Origin of the sequence: Phenylobacterium sp. (assembly GCF_013822795.1) — a bacterium.
GTDB lineage: Bacteria > Pseudomonadota > Alphaproteobacteria > Caulobacterales > Caulobacteraceae > Phenylobacterium.
On sequence record NZ_PNLB01000013.1, the window covers coordinates 123605 to 144204 of the forward strand.

At 69.1% G+C, this 20600-nt stretch carries 21 protein-coding genes; 7 read left to right on the forward strand and 14 right to left on the reverse strand.

Annotated features, from left to right (window positions below; all coding sequences use genetic code 11):
* Nucleotides 1-6: 6 nt before the first annotated feature.
* The 6 genes from C0481_RS13220 to C0481_RS13245 form a co-directional block, all read right to left on the reverse strand.
* The gene (locus C0481_RS13220) at nt 7-876 is read right to left on the reverse strand and encodes a F0F1 ATP synthase subunit gamma (protein WP_293404435.1); all 870 of its coding nucleotides are present in this window, start codon (nt 874-876) and stop codon (nt 7-9) included.
* A gap of 19 nt (nt 877-895) precedes the next feature.
* Nucleotides 896-2431 (reverse strand): F0F1 ATP synthase subunit alpha, encoded by a 1536-nt coding sequence (atpA, locus tag C0481_RS13225; RefSeq protein ID WP_293404437.1) that lies wholly within the window; start codon nt 2429-2431, stop codon nt 896-898.
* Nucleotides 2432-2435: 4 nt separating this feature from the next.
* Nucleotides 2436-2990, reverse strand: coding sequence for a F0F1 ATP synthase subunit delta (locus tag C0481_RS13230; RefSeq protein ID WP_293404439.1), 555 nt, complete (start codon nt 2988-2990; stop codon nt 2436-2438).
* 186 nt (nt 2991-3176) lie between these two features.
* A complete protein-coding gene (locus tag C0481_RS13235; protein ID WP_293404441.1) occupies nt 3177-3458 on the reverse strand; it encodes a hypothetical protein in 282 nt (93 codons plus the stop codon).
* Nucleotides 3459-3621: 163 nt separating this feature from the next.
* Nucleotides 3622-3963 carry a hypothetical protein gene (locus tag C0481_RS13240; RefSeq protein WP_293404443.1) on the reverse strand — a complete coding sequence of 114 codons (342 nt, stop codon included), beginning with the start codon at nt 3961-3963 and terminating at the stop codon, nt 3622-3624.
* 334 nt (nt 3964-4297) lie between these two features.
* Complete coding sequence (locus C0481_RS13245) at nt 4298-5302, reverse strand: MerR family transcriptional regulator (protein WP_293404445.1); 1005 nt, start codon at nt 5300-5302, stop codon at nt 4298-4300.
* 187 nt (nt 5303-5489) lie between these two features.
* Here C0481_RS13245 and C0481_RS13250 point away from each other — a divergent pair, with 187 nt between their 5' ends.
* Nucleotides 5490-7460 carry a penicillin-binding protein 1A gene (locus C0481_RS13250; protein ID WP_293404447.1) on the forward strand — a complete coding sequence of 657 codons (1971 nt, stop codon included), beginning with the start codon at nt 5490-5492 and terminating at the stop codon, nt 7458-7460.
* On the opposite strand, the gene C0481_RS13255 is transcribed toward C0481_RS13250, so the two are convergent.
* The 3 genes from C0481_RS13255 to phaZ form a co-directional block, all read right to left on the reverse strand.
* Nucleotides 7457-9298, reverse strand: coding sequence for a PBP1A family penicillin-binding protein (locus tag C0481_RS13255; RefSeq protein WP_293404449.1), 1842 nt, complete (start codon nt 9296-9298; stop codon nt 7457-7459). The two genes, C0481_RS13250 and C0481_RS13255, sit on opposite strands and share 4 nt — an antisense overlap.
* A gap of 110 nt (nt 9299-9408) precedes the next feature.
* A complete protein-coding gene (locus C0481_RS13260; RefSeq protein ID WP_293404451.1) occupies nt 9409-10146 on the reverse strand; it encodes a SprT family zinc-dependent metalloprotease in 738 nt (245 codons plus the stop codon).
* A gap of 9 nt (nt 10147-10155) precedes the next feature.
* Nucleotides 10156-11427 (reverse strand): polyhydroxyalkanoate depolymerase, encoded by a 1272-nt coding sequence (gene phaZ / locus C0481_RS13265; protein ID WP_293404453.1) that lies wholly within the window; start codon nt 11425-11427, stop codon nt 10156-10158.
* 225 nt (nt 11428-11652) lie between these two features.
* Between phaZ and C0481_RS13270 the strand changes: the two genes are divergently transcribed.
* The 4 genes from C0481_RS13270 (at nt 11653) to C0481_RS13285 (ending at nt 15247) form a co-directional block, all read left to right on the forward strand.
* On the forward strand, nt 11653-12051 hold the full coding sequence (locus tag C0481_RS13270; protein ID WP_293404455.1) for a YciI family protein: 399 nt from the start codon (nt 11653-11655) through the stop codon (nt 12049-12051).
* A 25-nt stretch (nt 12052-12076) separates the two neighbouring features.
* Nucleotides 12077-13339 carry a sigma-70 family RNA polymerase sigma factor gene (locus C0481_RS13275; protein ID WP_293404457.1) on the forward strand — a complete coding sequence of 421 codons (1263 nt, stop codon included), beginning with the start codon at nt 12077-12079 and terminating at the stop codon, nt 13337-13339.
* 81 nt (nt 13340-13420) lie between these two features.
* Nucleotides 13421-14584: an amidohydrolase family protein gene (locus C0481_RS13280; protein ID WP_293404459.1), complete on the forward strand. Its 1164-nt coding sequence runs from the start codon at nt 13421-13423 to the stop codon at nt 14582-14584.
* A gap of 72 nt (nt 14585-14656) precedes the next feature.
* Nucleotides 14657-15247 (forward strand): TetR/AcrR family transcriptional regulator, encoded by a 591-nt coding sequence (locus C0481_RS13285; RefSeq protein WP_293404461.1) that lies wholly within the window; start codon nt 14657-14659, stop codon nt 15245-15247.
* Here C0481_RS13285 and C0481_RS13290 read toward each other — a convergent pair.
* Both C0481_RS13290 and C0481_RS13295 read right to left on the reverse strand, forming a co-directional pair.
* Nucleotides 15226-16083 carry a TetR/AcrR family transcriptional regulator gene (locus C0481_RS13290; RefSeq protein WP_293404463.1) on the reverse strand — a complete coding sequence of 286 codons (858 nt, stop codon included), beginning with the start codon at nt 16081-16083 and terminating at the stop codon, nt 15226-15228. The two genes, C0481_RS13285 and C0481_RS13290, sit on opposite strands and share 22 nt — an antisense overlap.
* A gap of 26 nt (nt 16084-16109) precedes the next feature.
* Nucleotides 16110-16715, reverse strand: a complete 606-nt coding sequence (locus C0481_RS13295) for an SCO family protein (RefSeq protein ID WP_293404465.1) — start codon at nt 16713-16715, stop codon at nt 16110-16112.
* 51 nt (nt 16716-16766) lie between these two features.
* On the opposite strand from C0481_RS13295, the gene C0481_RS13300 reads away from it, so the two are divergent.
* Both C0481_RS13300 and C0481_RS13305 read left to right on the forward strand, forming a co-directional pair.
* Nucleotides 16767-18188 carry an ActS/PrrB/RegB family redox-sensitive histidine kinase gene (locus C0481_RS13300; protein WP_293404467.1) on the forward strand — a complete coding sequence of 474 codons (1422 nt, stop codon included), beginning with the start codon at nt 16767-16769 and terminating at the stop codon, nt 18186-18188.
* An 81-nt stretch (nt 18189-18269) separates the two neighbouring features.
* On the forward strand, nt 18270-18827 hold the full coding sequence (locus tag C0481_RS13305; protein ID WP_293404469.1) for an ActR/PrrA/RegA family redox response regulator transcription factor: 558 nt from the start codon (nt 18270-18272) through the stop codon (nt 18825-18827).
* Here the strand turns inward: C0481_RS13305 and mmcB are convergent.
* The 3 genes from mmcB to C0481_RS13320 form a co-directional block, all read right to left on the reverse strand.
* The gene (gene mmcB / locus C0481_RS13310; protein WP_293404471.1) at nt 18824-19279 is read right to left on the reverse strand and encodes a DNA repair putative endonuclease MmcB; all 456 of its coding nucleotides are present in this window, start codon (nt 19277-19279) and stop codon (nt 18824-18826) included. The two genes, C0481_RS13305 and mmcB, sit on opposite strands and share 4 nt — an antisense overlap.
* A 41-nt stretch (nt 19280-19320) precedes the next feature.
* Nucleotides 19321-19842, reverse strand: coding sequence for a lipocalin family protein (locus C0481_RS13315; protein WP_293404473.1), 522 nt, complete (start codon nt 19840-19842; stop codon nt 19321-19323).
* A 100-nt stretch (nt 19843-19942) separates the two neighbouring features.
* Nucleotides 19943-20600 (reverse strand): long-chain fatty aldehyde decarbonylase (locus C0481_RS13320; protein WP_293404475.1); only part of this gene is annotated, 658 nt, incomplete at its 5' end.

Below are 20600 nucleotides of genomic sequence, written 5' to 3' on the forward strand. Positions count from 1 at the left end.
TTCGGGTTAGAGCGCTTCGGCGCCGGAGATGATCTCGATCAGCTCCTTGGTGATCTGCGCCTGGCGTGAACGATTGTATTGCAGGGTCATGCTGGCGATCATGTCGCCGGCGTTGCGGGTGGCGTTGTCCATCGCCGTCATCTGGGCGGCGTAGAACCCGGCCTGGTTTTCGAGCATCGCCGACAGCACCTGAACGGTCAGGTTCCGCGGCAGCAGGGTTTCGAGGATTTCCTCTTCGCCCGGCTCGTATTCATAGGCCGCACCCTTCAGGTCGATCGTCGCGCCGCCGTCCTGAACTTGGGCGGGGATCAGCTGGGTCAGGGTCGGGGTCTGCGTGACCACCGACTTGAACCGGCTGAACGCCAGAGTGACCACGTCGATCTCACCGGCTTCAAACAGTTCGGTGATCTTGTCGGCCACCGGCTGAGCGCCCGCCATCGACGGATTGCCGGCCTCGAAGAAGGCCACGATATTGTCGCCGTACTGACGCTTCAGCTGGTCACGGGCCTTCTTGCCGACGACGAGGATTTTGACGTCCTTGCCCTGGCCGATCAGCTCGTTGATCTTCTCGCGCGCGGCGCGGATGATCGAGGTGTTGAAGCCGCCGGCCATGCCGCGGTCCGAGGACGTCACGACCACCAGATGGCGATCGTTGCGGCCCGTACCGACCAGCAGCTTGGGGGCGCCGTCGCCCGACACCCCGGCCGCCAGGTTCGCGATGACCGAGGCCATGCGTTCGGCGTAAGGCCGGGCGTTTTGCGCAGCGTCCTGCGAACGGCGAAGTTTCGCCGCCGCCACCATCTGCATCGCCTTCGTGATCTTCTGCGTGGCTTTCACGCTTCCGATCCGATTGCGCATCTCCTTGAGGCTGGCCATCTCCTAAAGCTCCGCTGACTTACGCGAAGCTCTTGGTGAAGGCTTCGAGAGCTTCCTTCAGCTTAGCCTCAGTGTCCGCCTTCAGCTCCTTGCTGGTGCGGATGGTGTCCAGGATGTCCTGGTGCTTGGCGTGCAGGCGGGCCAGCAGCTCGGCCTCGTAACGGCCGACGTCGGCGGTCGCGATGCCGTCGAGGTAGCCGCGGGTGCCGGCGTAGATCACCGCCACCTGCTCTTCGACCTTCAGCGGCGAGTACTGCGGCTGCTTCAGCAGCTCGGTCAGGCGTTCGCCGCGCGCCAGCTGGCGCTGGGTGGTGACGTCGAGGTCCGAACCGAACTTCGCGAAGGCGGCCATTTCCCGATACTGGGCCAGTTCGCCCTTAATCGGACCCGAGGCTTGCTTCATCGCCTTGATCTGGGCCGAGGAGCCCACGCGGCTGACGGAGATGCCGACGTTCACGGCCGGGCGGATGCCCTGGAAGAACAGGTCGGTTTCCAGGAAGATCTGGCCGTCGGTGATCGAGATCACGTTGGTCGGAATGTAAGCCGACACGTCGTTGGCTTGGGTTTCGATGACCGGCAGAGCGGTCAGCGAGCCCGAACCGTTGTCTTCGTTCAGCTTCGCAGCGCGCTCCAGCAGGCGGCTATGCAGATAGAAGACGTCGCCCGGATAGGCTTCGCGGCCCGGCGGACGGCGCAGCAGCAGCGACATTTGGCGATAGGCGACGGCCTGCTTGGAAAGGTCGTCGTAGATGATGACGGCGTGCATGCCGTTGTCACGGAACCACTCGCCCATGGCGCAACCCGCGAACGGAGCCAGGAACTGCAGCGGAGCCGGTTCCGAGGCGGTCGCCGAAACGACGATGGTGTATTCCAGGGCGCCGCGCTCTTCGAGCGTCTTGACGATCTGGGCCACGGTCGAACGCTTTTGGCCGATGGCGACGTAGATGCAGTAGAGCTTGGCGCTCTCGTCATCGCCGGCGTTGATCGACTTCTGGTTCAGGATGGCGTCGATCGCGACGGCGGTCTTGCCGGTCTGACGGTCGCCAATGATCAGTTCGCGCTGGCCGCGGCCGACCGGGATCAGCGAGTCGATGGCCTTCAGGCCGGTCTGCACGGGCTCGTGCACCGACTTGCGCGGGATGATGCCCGGGGCCTTCACGTCCACGCGGCGACGCTCGGCCACGTTCTGGATCGGACCCTTGCCGTCGATCGGCTCGCCCAGCGGGTTGACGACGCGGCCCAGCAGACCCTTGCCGACCGGCACGTCCACGATTTCGGCGAGGCGGCGGACTTCATCGCCCTCGGCGATGGCGCGGTCTTCGCCGAAGATAACGACGCCGACGTTGTCCTTTTCCAGGTTCAGGGCCATGCCCTTCACGCCGGCCTTGGGGAACTCGACCATTTCGCCCGACTGGACGTTGTCGAGGCCGAAGACGCGGGCGATGCCGTCACCGACGGACAGAACCGAACCAACGTCCGAGACGTCGGCTTCTTCGCCGAAATTGGCGATCTGCGACTTGAGGATGGCCGAAATCTCGGCGGCGCGGATGTCCATGGGCTTACGCTCTCTTCAGGGCGAACTTGAGGGAGTCGAGCTTCGAACGCAGCGAAGCATCGAACAGACGGGAACCGACCTGCACCTTGATGCCGCCCAGAAGGGCAGGATCAACGCGGGTCTCGATTTCGGGGTCCTTGCCGAGCGCGGTTCGCAACGCGGCGGCGACACCCTTCGATTGGGATGCAGTCAGCGGCACGGCCGTGGTCACCTGGGCCGAGATCGCGCCGCGCGCGTCCGACGCCAGGGCCTCGAAGGCCGTGATCACCGCCGGGAGCGCCGAGGCGCGGCCGTTAGCGGCCAGCAACCCCAGGAACTTCCTGGTGGTGGGATTGAACTTCGCCTTTGCGCCAAGGGAGGCCAACGCCTTGCCCTTGTCGTCGGCGCTGAACGCCGGCGAAGCCAGCAAGGTCCGCAGATCCTTGCTGTCGGCGCTCATCTTTTTCAGCGCCTTGAGGTCGGCCTCGACGGCCGACAGTTTTTTCTCATCGTTCGCGAGATCAAACAGGGCTTGGGCATATCTGCCGCCCACATTCGAAGTCTTGGAATCGTCCGCCACTTATTTGTTCCGCCCGGTGCGCGCAAAAGGCCGCGGCGAAGAAATCTCCACTGCGACCCTAAAGGCTTGAAAGCGCTTGGAAAAGCACATTGGCCATCGAGACTGGAAAAGCCCCTGGCCCGAAGCCGCGCGCCTGATAGCACGCGATTTTCAGCGTCGCAACCAAACCGGCCGCGACACCTTGTATTATCTGGCGTTCACCTTACGGAAAACAGCCGCCCCGGTGGCCAGCACCGCGCCGTCCGGCGCCAGCACGCGGCCATAGGCGAAGACCAGGGTGCGTGTCGCGCGCTCGACGCCGGCCTCCACGCACACCGCAGCGCCGGGCGCAGCCGCGACTCCATAGTCGATGGTCAAGGAAACGGGCTCGGCCCCATCGCCGGCGACTTCGCTCAAGGCGGGCTCAAGCAGGCCGGCCGCCGGGGCCGGGCTGTCGGGAAAGACGGTCTGTCGGGATACTTGGGTCATCGCGGCCGGTTCATAAGCGGCGCTCGGCCCGAGGCCAAGCCGACCGGGCGCCCCGCACATAGAAAGACGGGCGCCGGAGGGCCCGGCGCCCGAGTTTCAGGCTCGACTAGACTAGCGGCTGGGAGGCGCGCCTAGATTTGCGCGAACCTGGGTCCTTCAGCCTTTAGCGGTTGGCCACTTGCTGAGCCGGCAGAGCAGCGGTGTTGCACTGCTCGAGCTTGGCCGCTTCCAGCTGCTTGCGCGCGCCGCCGAACGAGGCGACCGCACCGACGTTCTTGGCCACTTCTTTACAGGTCGCCGCGCCGTAGGTGCGCGAGGACGGCGCCGCCGCCAGGCAGGTGTCGCCTTCGCAGGTGAAGACAGCGCCGCCGGCGATGAACTTGGTCTTTTCGGCGACCGGGGTCTGCAGCTTGGCGGTGATCGGATCGTCAGCCAGGGCCGCGCCGGCGGCGAAGGAGACGGACATCATGGCGGCGCAGGCGGCCGCGAAGGTACGGAGCTTCATCGAAAGCCCTCCAGCGTTCGGGGAGAATGTGCGAGTCCGGTCAGGACACGGCTCGGGCCAATCCGGGGATCACAGCCGGTATCCCCACCGGCTGTGCGAGTTGAACTAAGCATCGCTAAGATAACGGTGTTAAGATCAGCGGCAACTGCTTTTTTCGCAACGCGGTTATGCGAAAATGTTGGGATTGCGAACCGTTAGCAGGCTTCCCATGTAGGCGGGCTCGCCTTTTGCGGGCGCCGGGGTCGCGTTGCACGCCCTCCTTTCGCCCCTGATTGCGCCACGCGCGGCGGTCCCGATCAAACGATGCTTTCGCCGGATGCTCTGTGAGTTGAGCTCACAACGCGGCGTGGGACGCATCCGGACGCCAGGCGATCATGCCCTGCGTGCGGGCCCGCACCTGCGGCGGCGCCAGGCACATGGCCAGGGCCTCGAAGCCGGCCGCGCCCGGATGCAGCGCCACGCGGATCGGCGGGCTGTGATTGGCGGGGCAATAGATCGCCGCCTCCCCCGGACCGACAGCCGCCAAATCGAGGATCGCGGTCGAGCGGGTCATCAAGACCAGCGGCCGCGCCCGCGGTCCGCGCCGCCGCAGACGGGCGATCAGCGCCGTCTGGGTCGCTTCGTCCAGTCCGTCCTCGACCATGTCGACCACCAGCGCGCCATCCCCGTCCGCCTCCAGCTCGGCCAGCAGCGACAGCAGCGCCGGGCTGCGGGTCGCGCCGTCCTCGACCAGCCAGGCCGCGGCGGCTTCGACGCGCCCGTCCGGGTCCGCCGCCTGCTCCAGCCGGTCGAGACCGACGAAGCGCGCGCCCGGCACTTCCTGCGCCAACCGCATCGCCAACCGCGTCTTGCCGCTGCCCAGCGGCCCGACCAGGTAGGTCAGCGGCGCAAGCTCGCCCAGCTCGAAGCGCTCGCCGCCCCACGGCCAAGGCAGATCGAAGGCGACCACGGGCCCCGCCAGCAGCGCCGCTAGCTCCGCGACGCTCGGCGCCGCGCCGGCCGCCAGCTGCGCCCGCATCCGCCGCACGCGCTCGATGGTCAGCGCCAGGCTGCGCCCCTGAGCCTCCAGCGACGCCTGATGCGCGGCCAGGGCCGGCTCCAGCACGCGCGCGTCGCCGCCGAGCACCCGCTCGACCTGCGCCAGGCTGAGCCCCAGCGCCCGCAGGGTCGCGATCTCTGCGCCCCGCGCCAGCTGATCGGGGCCATAGGCGCGCCAGCCCGCAGAGGTCCGCAACGGCGCGATCAAGCCCCGCTCTTCATAGAGCCGCAGCGCCTTGGCCGAGACCCCCAGCCGCCGGGCGGCCTGCGAAGGGCTCAGGAACTGAATGGAACCGGTCACGAATCACCTCGCTGCGCTGCTGACCGACGCATTGAAAGGAGCGGCCCCAGGGGCCGGGTCAAGTCGCGGGCGACCGCGCTTCAAAGCCAAGCTTGTTCATCGCTCGTCAATCATGTCGCGCGTTTGGTGCGCATCAGCTATCTAGCCGCCCCGGGGCGGGCATTCGGCGAACTCTTTAGGACGACACATGGCCAAGTCAGGACCGGGCCCTCGCCGGCCGGCCCAGCGTACCCCGTTGCAGGCGCTCCTTTACTGGACCGCGGTCCTCGGCGTCTGGGCGCTGATCTTCGTCGTGGCCTTCTTCGCCGTGTTCGCGGTCGACCTGCCCGACACCTCCAAACTCTATGATGTCGAGCGCCAGCCGTCGGTGTCGTATCTCGACCAGTCGGGCGCGCTGGTCGCCGTGCGCGGCAGCCAGAACACCCCGCCGGTCGACCTCGACTCGCTGCCGCCCTACGTGCCCAAGGCGTTCATCGCCATCGAGGATCGTTGGTTCTACTGGCACCCGGGTTTCAACCCGTGGGGCATCCTGCGCTCGCAGATCTACAACATGCGCAACAAGGGCGGCCCGCTGCGCGGCGGCTCGACCATCACCCAGCAGCTGGCCCGCAACCTCTTCCTGACCCCCAGCCAGAACTATCGCCGCAAGGCCCAGGAGCTGATCCTGGCCATGTGGCTGGAGGCGAAATTCTCCAAGAAGGAGATCCTCGCCCTCTATCTGAACCGGGTCTATTTCGGCGGCGGCGCCTATGGCATCGAGGCCGCCTCGCAGCGCTACTTCGGCAAACCCGCCTCGAAACTGACCCTCGGCGAGAGCGCGCTGTTGGCCGGCATGATGAAGGGCCCCAGCCGCTATTCGCCGGTCTCGGCCACCGACCGCGCCGAGCGCCGCGCCACCATCGTGCTGGACGAGATGGTCCGCACCGGCGCGATCACCCCGGCCGAGCGCGACGCGGCCTTCAAGACCCCGGTGCGGGTCAACCCGACCCTGGCCAACCAGCGGGCGCAGTACTTCACCGACTGGGTCGACGACCAGGTCCGCAGCCTGGTCGGCGAACCGACCGAGGACTTGGTGGTCGAGACCACCCTGGACCTGCCGATCCAGACCGCCGCCGAGCAGGCGATCCGCAAGGGCGTGGAGGCCGGCAAGAGCCAGGGCATCGGCCAGGGGGCGCTGGTCGCCATCGACGGCGAGGGCCGTATCCGCGCCTATGTCGGCGGGGCCAACTACACCGACAGCCAGTTCGACCGCGCCACCACCGCCCGCCGCCAGGCGGGTTCTGCGTTCAAGCCGTTCGTCTATCTGGCGGCGATGGAGGCCGGGCGCACCCCGGCCGACATGGTGGTCGATGAGCCGATCAAGATCGGCAATTGGTCGCCGCGCAACTACACGGGCGACTTTCGCGGGCCGATGACGCTGCAGACGGCGCTGGCCCAGTCGATCAACACCGTCGCCGCCCGGCTGGCCAACGAGGTCGGCACCGGCAATGTCGCGGCCGCCGCCCGCCGGCTCGGCATCAATTCGCACATCCAGCTCGATCCCTCGATGGCGCTTGGCGCGGTCGAGGTCAGCCCCATGGAGATGGCCCAGGCCTACGCCCCCTTCGCCAACGGCGGGTTCATGGCCAAGGGCTACGGAATCCAGCGGATCCGCACCGCCAGCGGCAGGATCCTCTACGACCACAGCGTCGAGAAGACCGAGCGCACCCAGGTCATCGGCACCCCCGCCCTGCAGTACATGAACCAGATGATGCGCCAGGTGGTGACCAGCGGCACCGGGACCCGCGCCAAGGTCCCCGGCTACGATCTGGCCGGCAAGACCGGGACCACCAGCGATTATCGCGACGCCTGGTTCGTCGGCTACACCGGCGGCTTCGTAGCCGCCGTCTGGGTCGGCAAGGACGACAACAAGCCGATGAAGCGGGTGACCGGCGGCGGCGCCCCGGCCGGCATCTGGCGCGACTTCATGGGCCAGGCCCTGCCGCGGCTGAAGGTCCAGGCCATTCCCGGCGGAACCTATGAGCCGCCCGCGCCCAGCGATCCGATCGGCGACCTGGTCGACGGCATCGCCGACGCCATCGGAGTCGGCGGCCAGCCGGCGGCGCCGCCGCAGTCGCCGCAGCAGAAAGCCGCCCCCGCCGACGACGTCCCCTACTAGATCGGCGGCTCGTCGATCACCTCGGCGGTGGTCGTGGTCGGCGCCGGCTCGGGCGACGGTTCCAGCAGGGTCTCGATCGTCTCGGGCGGCGGCGGCGGCGGCGCGGCCGCCGGCGGCCCGTAGGGGATGGCCAGCGCCGGGCCGCGCTTCAGCGCCGTCGTCATGAACCCGCGCCACAGCTCGGCCGGGGCCCCGCCGCCGGTCACCCGCTTCATCGGCGCGCCGTTGTCGTTGCCCATCCAGACCACGGTCGTGAAGCCGCCGCTGTAGCCGGCGAACCAGGCGTCCTTGTAGTCGCTGGTGGTGCCGGTCTTGCCGGCGATGTCATAGCCGGGGATCTTCGCCCGCGTCCCGGTGCCGGCCGCGACCACGCCGCGCAGCATGCGGTTGAGATCGCTGAGCGCCGGGTTGCCGATCACGTTCGCCGCCGAGGCCGCCTTGCGCTGATAGAGCACCTGGCCGCCGACCGTGCGGATGCGCTCGATGCCGTAGGCCTGGACCCGGTTGCCGCCGTTCGAGAACGCGCCATAGGCCTGGGCCATCTCCAGCGGCGAGACCAGGCTGGTGCCCAGCGCCATGGCCGGGTCGGTGTTCACGACCGAGACGACGCCCAGTCGCTTGGCCGTGGCTGCGACATTGCCGCGTCCGACCTCGTCGGCCAGCCGCACCGCCACCGTGTTGGTCGACTGCGCCACCGCCTGTTCCAGGGTCAGGGTCCCGGAGAAGCTGTTGCTGTAGTTCTGCGGCGACCAGGTTCCGATGGTGATCGGCTCGTCGACCACCGCCATGTCCGGGGTGCGCCCCGCCTCCAGCGCGGTGAGGTAGACGAACGGCTTCCAGGCCGAGCCCGCCTGCCGCTTGGCGGTGACCGCGCGGTTATAGGGGGCGGCGGCGTAGTCGGTCCCGCCGACCATCGCCCGCACCCGACCCTGGCCGTCGAGCGCCACCAGCGCCGCCTGGCTGACGTCCTGGGCCTTGTAGCGCTCGACCACGGCGCGGGTCGTGCTGGCCGCGGCCGCCTCCAGGCCGGCGTCCAGGGTGGTCTCGACGATGACGTCCTGCTTGGGCGCTCCGACCAATTGGCGACGCTGGCCGTCCAGCCAGTCGATGAAGTAGTTGGCCGAGGCGCTGTAGCTGCCGCCGGCCAGCTTCAGCGGCTGGGCCATGGCCTGTTTGCGCTGGGCCGGCGTGATCGCGCCGGTCTCGACCATCGCGGCAAGCACCAGGTCGGCCCGGGCCGCGGCGTTGGCCGGCTCCTCGATCGGATTGTACTTGGTCGGCGACTTCAGCACCCCGGCCAGGGTCGCGGCTTCGCGCAGGCTCAGCTTGGCCGCGCTCTTGCCGAAATAGCGACGCGAGGCCTGCTCGATCCCATAGGCGCCGGAGCCGAAATAGACCCGGCTCAAATAGAGACCAAGAATCTGCTTCTTGGAATAGGTGCGCTCCAGCTGGACGGAGTACATCACCTCCTTGGCCTTGCGCTCCATGGTCTGGTCGGCGCTCAGGAAGAGGTTGCGGGCCAGCTGCTGGGTGATGGTCGAGGCGCCCTGCGCCGCGCGGCCCTGCTCGGCGTTGGCCACGATGGCGCGGGCGATGCCGATCGCGTCGAACCCGGTGTGCTCGTAGAAGCGCCGGTCCTCGATGGCGATGAAGGCGGCCGGTACGTGGGCGGGCAGCTTGGTGATATCGACCGGCGGTCCATAGCGGCCGCCGCGCACGCCCAGCACCGCCCCGGCGCGGTCGACATAGACCACCTGCGGCTCGCGCTTGATCGGCGGCAGGGGCGGGAGTTCCGGCGCAGTCAGCGACAGCGAAGCGGCGAGCGCGAGGGAGATCAAGTCTTAAGGCTCCAACGGCCGCACGCGCGGCTTACGGCTCCTTCTCCCTCCGGTCCGGGGCGGAACCAAGATAATTCGCGGTAATGGTCGAGGTCGGCGATGTCGCAGATCTAGCGCCCGAAGGCGTGCAGCCGCGCCCCTTCGGCCCGCAACCAGGCGCGGTGCGGCCGCTCGTCGCCGACCAGGGCGCTGACATGGGCCCAGAACTTCGGGCCGTGGTTCAGCTCCAGCAGGTGCGCGCACTCGTGCGCGGCGACGTAATCGGCCACCTCGTACGGGGCCAGCGCCAGGCGCCAAGAATAGCGGATGGCCGCCGGCTTGCCCGGCAGGCCGGGCCGGCACGAGCCCCAGCGGGCGCGCGCGTCCATCATGGTGACGCTGGGCAGCTTGGCCCCGAGCTGGGCGCAGTAGAACGCCGTGCGCTCGGTGAACACGGCGAGCGCGTGGCGCTTGATGATCCGGATCACGGCGTTGGCATAGACCTCGCCCTCGCCGCGGGCGCTGATCCGTAGCGGCGCCTCATCGCTCGCCGGATGCAGACGAGCAGGCTTGTCGCTGGCCTCCAGCCGGCAGGGCGCGCCGAACAGGCTGATGGTCATCCCCGGCGCGATGGCCTGGCTCTGCGGCAGTTCGGCCAGCCGCTCGGCGATCCACGAGGCGCGGTCGCGCGCGAAAGCGGCTGCCTCGGGCAACCGCCGCTGCGACGGCGCGGTGGCGATGATCTCGCGCTTGCTGCGGTCCAGCCGCAGCGAAATGCGCCGCGCGCGCGCGTGAACCTTAAGACGAACCGTAGCGCCGGCCACCTCCAGCCGATCGCCGTCCGCCAGCGAGCGGCCGAAGATACTCATGCCGCCAACTTAGGCTGCGTCGCGGGCCTTTTCGAGAGCGCCTTCCATGCGGCGGATGAACGCCCGCACCCGCGGATAGATCTCCTCGCGGAAGCGGCGGCCGTTGAACACCCCGTAGTGGCCGACGTGCGGCTGCACGTAGTCCTCCTTGAAGTCGTCCGAGAGCCCGGTGCACAGCGCGTGCGCCGCCTGGGTCTGGCCGATGCCGGAGATGTCGTCGTTCTCGCCCTCGACCGTCAGCAGGCCGATGTCGTTTATCGACCCCGGCTGGATCGGCCGGCCGCGATGGATCAGCTCGCCCTTCGGCAGCAGGTACTGCTGGAACACGTAGTCGATGGTCTGCAGATAGAATTCTTCCGGCAGGTCGAGCACCGACAGGTACTCGTCGTAGAACTCCAGATGCTTCTCGGCGGCGTCGCCGTCGCCCTTCATCAGGTCCTCCAGGTAGCGCAGGTGCGCGTCCTGGTGCTTTTCGGCGTTCATCGACATGAACGAGTAGAGCTGCACGAAGCCCGGATAGACGCGGCGGCCCATGCCCGGATAGGGCGCCGGCACGGTGTCGATCATCGTCGACTTGAACCAGGCGAAGGGCTTTTCCTCGGCCAGCTTGTTGGTCACCGTCGGCGACAGCCGCGCGTCGATCGGCGAGCCCATGATGGTCATGGTCCCGGGGCGGCAGTCCTCGCCGTCCTCGGCCATCAGCGCGGCGGCGGCCAGCACCGCCGGACCCGGCTGGCAGACAGCGACCACATGCGGGCGCGGCCCCAGCTGGCGCAGCATGTCGCGGACATGGTCGACATAGTCGTGGAAGTCGAAGCGGCCTTCCATCACCGGCACGTCGCGGGCGTTCGACCAGTCGGTGATGAACACCTCGTGGTCCTGCAGGAAGGCCTCGACCGTGCCGCGCAGCAGCGTGGCGTAGTGGCCCGACAGCGGCGCGACGATCAGCACAGCCGGCTCCAGCTCGCGGCGGCCGGCCTTGCGCATGTCGGCCATATCGCGGGTGAAGTGAACGAGCTTCACCCAAGGGGTCGACCAGACCTCGGTCGGGCGCACGCGCACGCTCTCGCCCTCGATCTCGACGGAATCGATATTCCAGGCCGGCCGCCCGTAGCGGCGCGTCAGGTTTGCGAACAGGTCCGAGCCGGCGAACAACCGCCGCCCAAGCTCGCTGTCCTTGGCCGGGTTCAGTGGCGACGACCAGAAGTCGCGCGTGGCCCGCGCGGCCCAGCGCAGCGGTGTGGAGGCGTAATAGCCGGCCTCATAGAGCGTGTAGAGCATCGCCGAGTCCTCTTTGCTGCGGCGCAACATAACATGGCGGTGGTTAAGCGAGTCCAGCGCTGATGCCGCAGCCAGGCAGGGAATTCGCGCTGCTGCTCGCCTCTCCGCCCCAAATTTGCGAATTTTTCGAGCTCGCCTGTCGGTCTGGCGGCGCCTGGTTCGTCGATCCATGTAGCGGGAGGACTCGCGGGCGCCCTTCGCCCCGGCCCGCCGAGGAGGAATTCCATGCGTTTCATGTTCTTCATCACGTCCGCGCACACCAGCCCGCCGACGCCCGAACTGATCGAGGCGATGGACAAGCTGGCCAACGAGGAGATCAAGGCCGGCCGCATGATCGACACCGGCGGGCTGATGCCGCTGGTCACTGGCGCCCGCGTCACCCTCAAGCAAGGCAAGGTCGCCTTGATCGACGGGCCGTTCATCGAGGCCAAGGAGATGGTCGGCGGCTACGCCATCTTCGAGATGCAGAACAAGGAAGAGGCCGTCGCCTCGGCCATGAACTTCATGCAGTTGCACGCCGACCACATGCCCGGCTGGGAAGGCACGTGCGAGGTCCGGGCCATGGCCGGCGAGGACTTCGAGGCCGGTTGCCCGGTGTCGGTCGCCACCGCGGCCGACGCTTGACGCGGCCCCCGCTCGCCTGGCGGCGATGAGCCTCGCCGAAACCCATCGCGCGATCCTCGCCGCCTGGCGGGTCGAACAGCCACGCCTGATCACCGGGCTGGCGAGGATGCTGCGCGACGTGCCGCTGGCCGAGGAACTGACCCAGGAGGCGCTGGTCGCCGCCCTCGAACGCTGGCCGCACACCGGAGTGCCCGAGCGCCCTGGCGCCTGGCTGATGGCGACCGCCAAGCGGCGCGCGCTCGATCAGCTGCGCCGAAAGCCGATGCTGGCGCGCAAGCACGCCATGGTCGCCCACGAGCTGGAGAGCGAACAGCAGGCCATGCCCGACCTCGACGCCCCGCTCGACGACGACATCGGTGATGAGATGCTGCGGCTGGTGTTCACCGCCTGTCATCCACGGCTGGCGCGCGAGGCGCGGGCGGCGCTGGCGCTGCGCATGGTCTGCGGGCTGACCACCGGCGAGATCGCCCGCGCCTTCCTGCTGCCGGAAGCGACCATCGGCCAGCGGATCTTGCGCGCCAAGCGCACCCTCGCCGAGTCGGGCCTGAGCTACGAAACCCCGCGCGGCGAGGAGCTGTCGGCGCGGCTCTCCTCGGTGCTGGAGGTGGTCTACCTGATCTTCAACGAGGGCTTCACAGCCGCCCGCGGCGACGACTGGATGCGGCCGCAGCTCTGCAACGAGGCGCTGCGCCTGGCCCGGGTACTGATCGCTGTCGCCCCACAGGAACCCGAGGCCTACGGCTTGCTGGCGCTGATGGAGCTCAACGCCTCGCGCGCCAGCGCCCGCGTCGACGCCGAGGGGGCCCCGGTCCTGCTGCTCGACCAGGACCGCCGCCGTTGGGACCAGCTGCAGATCCGCCGCGGCCTGCGGGCCCTGGCCCGCGCCCACGAACTCGATCCCGTCGGCGGCCCCTACGCGCTGCAGGCCGCGATCGCCGCCGGCCACGCGCAGGCCGAGGCGGCGAGCGACACCGACTGGCCGGTGATCGCCGCGCTCTACGGCCGGCTGGCCGAGGTGTCGCCCTCGCCGATCGTCGAGCTGAACCGCGCCATCGCCGTCGGGATGGCCCAGGGGCCTGCCGCGGGCCTCGCCCTTGTCGAGAAGCTGTCGGGCGAGCCGGCGTTGGCCGCCTATCACCTGCTGCCCAGCGTCCGCGGCGACCTGCTGCTCAAGCTCGGCCGCCGGGACGAAGCCCGCGCCGCCTTCGAGGCGGCCCTGGCCCTGGCCGAGAACCGCCGCGAACGCGACCTGCTGCGCCGCCGCGCCGACGAAGCCGCCAGCTCCTGACCCGGTCCTTGCCCGGCCACGCTTGCAGCCGTTCGGCTGGCGCCTTATTAGTGTAATAGTCAAAACATTGGGGAGATGGTGATGACCTACGCCGCCGGGCGCGTGATTCACGACGCCGACAGCCATGTCATGGAGACCCGTGAGTGGCTTGAGCCGTTCATTGAGGACGCCGTACGCGGAGCGCTGAAGCCGCTCTACGGCCGTGAGCGCAACCGCATCGACGACCTGCTCGACGGCGCCAAGGCCCGCCAGGGCGACGCCGCGGCGATGCAGAAGGCCATGGAAAACCCGATCGCCGGGCCGAAGGGCTGGGTTGCAGCCGGCGCCTTTGATCCGGCCGAACGCACCCAAGTGCTCGACCAGTTCGGCTTCTCCAGCCAGCTGGTGTTCGCCACCTCTTCGCTGCGCCCGGCGCTGTCGGCCGGCACGGCGGACGGCCTCTACGCCGGCGCCCGCGCCCACAACCTGGCCATGGCCTCGTTCTGCAAGACCGATCCGCGGCTGGTGGGCGTGGCCTATGTGCCTCTGGACGACGCCGAGCGGGCGCTCGAGGAAACCCGCATCGCCCTGGAGGTCGGCAACGGCGCGGTCTGGGTCTCAGCCGGACCGGCCGGCGAGAAGTCGCCCGGCCATCCGGACCATGACCCGATCTGGGCGCTGCTCGAGCGCGAGCGCATCCCCTTCGTGCTGCACATCGGACCCGGCACCAAGACCCAGCCCAAGGCCTTCCAGAACAACGGCCGTGAGCGCGCGCCGGACCTGCATGGCGGCGGCGAGAACCTGCGCTTCGCCGACTATGTGATGCTGTCCTTCGCGCCGCAGGTGTTCCTGACGGCCATGGTCTATGACGGGGTGTTCGAGCGCTTCCCGAACCTGAAGGGCGGGGTCATCGAGTCGGGCGCCGGCTGGGCGCCGGAATTCCTGCGCCAGCTCGACCTGGCCCATCGCAGCTTCCAGCGCACCGATCCGCACCTGAAGGCCATGAGCCTCAAGCCCTCGGAGTACCTGCGCCGGGCGGTGAAGTTCACGCCGTTCCCGGGCGAGGACATCGGCCGGATGATCGCCGACGGCGGCGCCGAGCTCTTCCTGTTCTCCAGCGACTACCCGCACCCGGAGGGCACCAACGATCCGCTCGGCCGCTTCGAGCGGACCATGGAAGGCGTCGACGAGGCGGCCAAGGACCGCTTCTACCGCCGCAACTACGAAGAGATGATGGGCATGGAGGCGCTGGTCGCCGCCGAATAGGGGCGCTACGGGGGCCTCGCCTTGAGGCCCCCTTGGTCCTATGACCTCCCCGGCGGGAGGCGCGATTTGGCGATGGGCGGACGACTATCGGCGGAGGCGCGGCGAGGCCAGATCCTGCAGGCCGCGCGCGCCGCGCTCGTCGCCCAGGGCCACCTGCCGCTGGCGCCGGAACGGCTGGCCGCCGAGATCGGGGTCAGCAAGGCGCTGATCTACACCTACTTCCCCGACCAGGCCGACCTCGCCAACGCCATCGCGGCCGAGGACTTTGCCCGCCTGACCGCCGATGGGCTCGATGCAGCGGCCCGTCTGGACGAGCTTGAGACGGCCGCCGTCGCCAGCGCCGAAATCTACTTCCGGGATGTCTGCGCGCAGGGCCCGGCCCTGCACGTCATCCTGCGCGATCCGTACATGCGCGGCCGCCTGGCCCCTGCCGTCGCCATCGCCCGCGACCGTTCCGCTCGCCCTCTCGTCCGACGCGCGGCCAAGGCGCTGGCCCTCTCGCCCGCCGAGGCGGTTGGCGCCTTCAGCCTCGTCGTGGCGATCCCTGAGGAGGCCGGCCGTCTGGTCTGCCACGGAGAGTTGTCTCCTGACGCCGGGCTGGAGCTCTGCCGCCGGCTGACCGCTGCGGCCGTGCAAAGCCTTCAGTCGCCGGACGGGCGGTAGGCGCGCACCAGCGCCCGGTTGCCGGCCTCGACCATGGCCAGGGTCAGCCGCTCGGCGCTCGCCAGCGACAGCCGTCCGCTCGCCACCAGCCGCCCGGCCCGCAGCGTCACCGCCGTCAGCACCCGCGTCGCCCCGACCGCCAACTCCGGCGGCAGGCCGTAGGCGGCCTCCAACCCGTCCGACACCCGGCGGCTCTCGCTGGCCCGGGTCGCCTCGCGCTCCGCCCGCAATCCCTCGCGCACCTCGGCGCTGCTGGTCAGCATCTGGATCAAAGCGCCGCGCTGAGCCACCTCGCGCAGATAGGCCAGCGTCGAGCGCCGCACCCGGTCCTGGCGGTCCCGGCCCTGGTCCAGCTCGGCGCGGCGGCGCGTCTCCATCGCCTCCAGCTCACGCCGGGCCAGAGCGACCAGCAGGTCGGCGCGGCGGGGAAAGTGGTTGTGGGCCTGCGCCTCGCTCAGGCCAATCCGGCGTGCGGCCGCCTTCAAGGTGGCGGCCGGCAAGCCCTCCGCGACGATGATCTGCGCCGCCGCATCGAGCAGCTCTGCGCGGCGCACCTCGGCAGGCGCGCGGGTCTGCCGCCGCCGGGTCCGCGAGCGTTCGCCAGCGGTCAGCGCCGGCGCGTCGGCGGGCTCGGCGCTGACCGGCAGCGGCGGGCGTTCGGCGACATGGCCGGCTCTGGCCCGCGCCCAGTAGCCGCGGCGCGGATAGGGGATCAGCAGGCGGTCGCAGATCTTGGCCAGCCCGCCGCCGGACAGGCCGAACTCGGCCGCCACCTGGCTCATCGGCGCGGCCCAGACGCGGTCGTAGAGTTGCTGGCGGGTCAGCGCGGCGCTCATCGCCCCACCCTAGCCCGCGTCGCCCCCTACCGCATCGCGTCGGCGATCTGGCGCGTGGTTTCCTCGGGCGAGATGCCGTAGGGCAGCACGCGGTCGAACTGGCCCTTGGGATTCATCAGGTAGGCCGGGGTCGAGTGGTCGACCAGGTAGTCCGAGCCCTCGCCGTTCTTCTTGTAATAGACCCGATAGGCCTTGGCCGCGGCGGCCACCTGCTCGGGCGTGCCGGTCAGGCCGATGGTCCCCTTCGGAAACACCTCGTTGGAGAGGTAGGTCTTGATCTGCTCAGGGGTGTCGCGCTCGGGATCGACCGAGATGAACACCACCTGGAACTTGTCGGCCTTGGGGCCCAGATCCCGCTGGGCCGCGCCCAGCACCTGCATGGTCGTCGGGCAGACGTCGGGGCAGTAGGTGAAGCCGAAGAACACCGCCGTCCACTTGCCCTTCAGGATCTTCTCGTCCACCGGCTTGCCGTTCTGGTCGACAAGTTGGAACGGGCCGCCGACCAGGGCCGTTCCAGAAGCCGAGGTCCCTGCGCGCTGGCCATCGAACACGCCCGCCCGCCAGGCGAGCGCGCCCATCAGGACCAGGCCGACCAGGCAGGCGGCGACAAGGATGAGATTGCGGCGGGACATGGTTGACCTTTGGGGCTCGTCAGGCGCGGCGTTAGGGGCGATGCTCGCGGCATGATGGCGTCCATTCGGAACCCGTCGCCGTCGCAGCCGTCGCCCGGTCTCGATAGGCAAAGCACCGACCCTGCGCAAGGCGTCGCCGATCTCGGCGTGGCCGGCTGGGGCAGCGAGGGCTGGAACCCGGCCGGCGCCCACGGCGGGCGGCTGCGGATGCGGACGCTGGTCACCCTTCGCTGGATGATCATCGCCGGCGAGCTGCTGATCTTCGCCCTGGTCGCATTGCTGCTCGGCTTCGACGCGCCCTACACGCTCTGCTTCACCGTCATCGGTGCCTCGGCCTGGGTGAACCTGCTGACCGGCGTTGCCTCCCCCGGGCAGCGGCTGATCGGCGGCTGGGAAGCGGTGGCCCAGCTCGGCTTCGACATCGGCCAGATCTCGCTGCTGCTGTTCCTGACCGGCGGGACGGCCAATCCCTTCATCCTGATGCTGCTGGCGCCGGTCACGCTAGGCGCGGCGACGCTGGCCCCGCGCTGGGTCAATCTGCTGGCCGGGCTGGCGATCGCCGCCTCGCTGCTGCTGGCCTTCGTGCACGCGCCGCTGCCGTCGCTGAACGGCGCCTTCACCGAGCTGCCGACCGCCTTCATGATCGGCTGCGCCATCGCCAACATCTGCGGCGTCGTGGTCATCGCCGGCACCGTGCGCCAGGCGGCCGAGGAATCCTCGCGCATGGCCCTGGCGCTCGACGTCACCCAGGCAGTGCTGGCCCGCGAGCAGCGGCTCTCGGCCCTCGGGGCCCTGGCCGCCGCCGCCGCCCATGAGCTGGGCACGCCGCTGGCCACCATCTCGATCGTCTCCAAGGAGCTGGCCCGCGAGGCGCCGACACCCAGCGTCAAGGAAGACGCCGAGCTGCTGATGGCCCAGGCCGAGCGCTGCGGCGAGATCCTCCGCCGGCTCACCGACGCCCCCGCCGCCGCCTCCGACGAGGTGCACGAGCGGATGAGCCTGCTGCAGCTGGTCCACGAGGTGATCGAACCCCACGCCGAGGTGAAGGGCGTGCGGGTCGAGGCGATCGTCACCGGCGCGCCGGGCGTCGCGGCCCCCGACATCTGGCGCATGCCCGAGGTGCTGCACGCCATGACCTCGTTCGTCGAGAACGCCGTCGACTTCGCCGCCTCGGAGGTGCTGGTCACCGTCCGCTTCGACGCCGACACCATCAGCGTCCAGGTCCGCGACGATGGTCCCGGCTTCCCGCCCGAGGTCCTCGCCAAGCTCGGCGAGCCCTATGTCACCAGCCGCCCCGGCGTCGCCGGCGGCCGCACCGGCCATGTCGGCATGGGGCTCGGCTTCTTCATCGCCAAGACGCTGCTGGAACGAACCGGGGCCACAGTGACTTTCCAGAACGGAAGACCGCGCGGGGCCGTTGTTGCGGCCAAGTGGCCTCGTGCGCGCATCGAAGTGAAGCCGCCATCCGCGTGAAGACACTTGCGAAGCTGCGACAAGCAGCGACATGATGCCGCAGGCGGCGTGTGACCAGAACGCCCCTATCGGAGGTTGCGCATGACCGATCTCTCCGCCGATATCGCCGCCCTGCCGGACAGGAGCCTGCTTGTCCTGGACGATGATGCGCCGCTGCGCACACGCCTCGGCCGGGCGCTCGAACAACGCGGATTCGAGATCGTGCTGGTCGGCAGCGTCGCCGAGGCGCTGGCCGCGGTGAAAACCAGCCCGCCCGCCTACGCCGTGCTCGACATGCGGCTGGAAGACGGCACCGGGCTGAAGGTCGTCGAAGCGGTCCGCGAGGCGCGCCCCGACGCCAAGGTCGTCATGCTGACCGGTTACGGCAACATCGCCACCGCGGTCGCCGCGGTGAAGTCCGGAGCCATCGACTATCTCTCCAAGCCGGCCGACGCCGACGACGTCGCCCGCGCCCTGCTGGCCCGCAAGGACGAGTCGCCCGCGCCGCCTGAAAATCCGATGAGCGCCGATCGCGTGCGCTGGGAGCACATCCAGCGGGTCTACGAGCTCTGCGGCCACAACGTCTCGGAAACCGCCCGGCGGCTGAACATGCACCGGCGCACCCTGCAGCGGATTCTCGCCAAGCGCGCTCCGCGCTAGCCCTCCAGCTGCACCGCCGCCACCCCCATCGCCCGCATCGCCGCCAGCCGCGCGAAGGCGATGGTCAGCGCCTTGCGGCGGGCCGGAGCCAGCGGCGTGGCCGGCGCCTCACGCAGCACCGCCCCGCCGAACCCGTCGCAGACGATCAGGCCCGGCTCCTCCGGTAGGATATGCTGCGGAAACTCCGGGGCCACGGCGAAGGCGAAACGGTCGCAATAAGGCAGGTACTCATGCCATTTGCGGTCGACGCGATAGTCCTCCAGGCCGGACTTCACCTCGATGATCGCCAACTCGCCCTTGCGCGAGACCGCCATCAGGTCGGCCCGCCGACCGTTGGGCAGGGTCACCTCCGCCAGCGGCGCATAGCCGAGGTCGACCAGCAGCCGCGCGGCTCCTCGGGTGACGTTGGCGGTGATCTCCGGCCGCGTGACGGTGACGATTGTGACGTCCATGCCGAAACCATGTTCCGGTTTCGTTCGGGGCGCAAGACCCGTCAGTTGCGGGCCGGCTGCGGGAATTCCAGCCGCCCGGTGTCGTAGCCGAGCTGCTTGAGGCGGGCGACCGCCTGGCTCTTCACCCCGGCCGGCAGGGTCGGACGTTGCGACATCAGCCACACAGAACGGCCGCCCGGCGTGCCGAGGATCAGCCAACCCTGGTCGGCGCGGTGATCCAGCACCCAGTACTCCTGGCGCACCAGGCCGTTGAAGAAGGTCATCTGCAGCCTGGCGTTGGTCGAGGTGTCGAGCACCTTGGCCTTGGCTTTCCACTCGGTGACCGGGGCCGACAGCGAGCCTTTGTGACAGGCCTGCACCACAGCAAAGCCGTCGGGAACCCGCTGCCAGTCGGAGGTGCCGCCCTGGCAACCGGTCTGGATCTTGTTGGGCAGCCGCGCGACCTCGTACCAGCGGCCCATCATTTTGCTCAGCTCGATCTTCTGGGTCGGCGCCGACGGCGCCGCCACGGCGGCCCCCCCGATGAGGGCGAAGGCGAGGGCCAGGGTGGCGAGTGCGCGCATGGCAGACGTGGGTCTCGGTTGAATCGGCAAGGCCCGCGGAATTTCCCGCGGGCCTCCATGCAATATCAACGCAGAATTTGGCGCTTCCGCGGCGCCGCGTCTACTCGGCCGCCAGGGTCACGTTGGCGGCGATGCGATCCTTGAAGTTGATCTTCTGGAGGTACTTGATCCCCTCCTCGGCGATGTCGTCGCCGACCATCCGATCGCCCTCGGCCTTCAGCTCCTCCATGTCGACATACATGCCGTAGAAGGCCCGCGTGCGGTCGGTGATGATCCCGGCGTTCAGCAAGGTCTTGATCAACACCCGGAAGATGTTGGTGCTTTCCTTCATGTCCTCGCGCCGCACCTCGTCGGTGGCGATCAGCTGGATCTCCTCGAGCACCTTGGCCGGGTCGAGCCCGAACTCCTCGTAGAGCGCGGTCTGCTCGCTGGGCGAGACCAGATTGAACAGCAGGATCTGGAAGCAGTGCGCCGCCCAGTCCTCGACGATCTGATGCTCGGCCTCCGACAGCTTCGGGATCGTGCGGTCCGCCCAGATCTTCCCGAACTTGTGGTGGAAGGCCTCGTCGGTCATCACCAACTGCATTAGCTGGCGGCCGAGCGGGTCGTTGAGCTTCTGGTAGAAGGTGGCGAAGGCGCCCATCGCGAGCCCTTCCACCAGCATCTGCATGCCGATGATCTTCTTGTAGACTTCCGGGCTGGCGATGATGTCGACCAGCAGGTCCTGCAGCACCTTGCTGCACTGGATCGGCCGGCCC